Source organism: Microbacterium umsixpiens (genome assembly GCF_053543675.1).
In genome coordinates, this window is the sequence record NZ_JBLVOH010000064.1 from 1 (window position 1) to 1,458 (window position 1,458).

General features: G+C 67.5%; 2 protein-coding genes. Both read left to right on the top strand.

What is annotated here, in order from left to right; translation table 11 throughout:
• The first annotated feature begins 84 nt into the window (after window positions 1–84).
• A complete protein-coding gene (locus tag ACNPM4_RS06345; RefSeq protein WP_029259789.1) occupies window positions 85–417 on the top strand; it encodes a PadR family transcriptional regulator in 333 nt (110 codons plus the stop codon).
• A gap of 1 nt (window position 418) precedes the next feature.
• A complete protein-coding gene (locus ACNPM4_RS06350) occupies window positions 419–1,414 on the top strand; it encodes a permease prefix domain 1-containing protein (RefSeq protein ID WP_448985103.1) in 996 nt (331 codons plus the stop codon).
• Window positions 1,415–1,458 lie beyond the last annotated feature (44 nt).

Genomic DNA, 1,458 nt, shown 5'->3' on the forward strand with positions numbered 1-1,458 from the left:
GGCTATCCCGAGGGGGAGGAGGGGGTAGGTCAGGCATAAATGTGTGATTGACAATGGTGTGTGACGCACAGTAATGTGATCGACATGAATGAGACGCTCGACACGCACCTGCAGGAGCTGCGCCGCGGCACGGTGGTGCTGGCCTGCCTGCAGCTGCTGCGCACGCCGGGATACGGATACTCGCTGCTCGAGCAGCTCGAGCAGCGAGGCTTCGCGACCGACGCCAACACGCTGTACCCGCTGCTGCGACGACTCGAGAAGCAGGAGTACCTCACGAGCGAGTGGAACACCGACGAGGCCAGGCCCCGCAAGTTCTACCGCACCTCGGATGCCGGCATCCGCCTCGCCGACACCCTCACCGACGAATGGCGGTCGCTCACCACGGCGATCGCCTCCCTCACCGCAGAGGAGAACTGACATGACCACCACAGCCACACTCACCGAGCGCTACATCAGCGCGACGATCCGCAGTCTCCGGCCCGAGGCACAGGACGACGTCCGCGCCGAGCTCGAAGCCTCCATCGCCGACGCGATCGAGGCGAGGCTCGAGCAGGGCGAGGCGCCGGAAGACGCCGAGCGCGCCGTCCTCACCGAGCTCGGTGACCCCGGAGTCCTGGCCGCCGGGTACGCGGATCGCCCGTTGTACCTCATCGGCCCGCGCTTCTACCTGACCTGGTGGCGGCTGCTCAAGCTGCTGCTGATGATCGTCCCGGTCTGCGTCCTCGGCGGCGTCGCACTGGGACAGACCATCTCCGGTGCCCCCGTGGGCGAGATCATCTCGACGTCGATCGTGGCGACCGGCGGGGCAATCCTCCACATCTGCTTCTGGACCACGCTCGTCTTCGTCATCCTCGAGCGTTCGAACAGCACGACGGCGATCGAGAAGTGGGATCTCGACCAGCTGCCGGAGCCGACCGAGAAGGGAGTGGGGCGCAGCGAGCTGATCGCGTCGCTCGTCTTCCTCGGCATCGCGATCGGTGCTCTCCTCTGGGATCGCTACCGCGGCTTCGTCCACGTCGACGGCGAGACCTTGCCGATCCTGAACCCGCAACTGTGGCCGTGGGGGATCGGCGTCCTGTTCCTGCTCATCGTCGCGGAGGCCGTGTTCGCGGTCGTGCTCTACCGCAGAGGCCGCTGGACCACGGGGCTGGCCGTGACGAACACGATCCTCGCCCTGGCGTTCCTCGCCTGGGTGCTCGTCCCGCTGCTGACCGGAGACCTGGTGAATCCGGAGTTCCTCGCGCAGATCACCGCGGCCGGCGGGGAGGGCTTCGCAGCAGGACAGGCGGAATCGGCCGACGAGGGCGGGGTGTTCCGCATCCTCGCCGTGCTGCTGGGATTCGGTGTCGCGCTCGGCGTCGGCTGGGACATCGTCGACGGCTGGATCAAGACGGTCCGTGCTCGTCGTCGCTGATCACGCGCGATCGAGGAAGCGCCGTCCCGGTCGGGGCGGCGCGT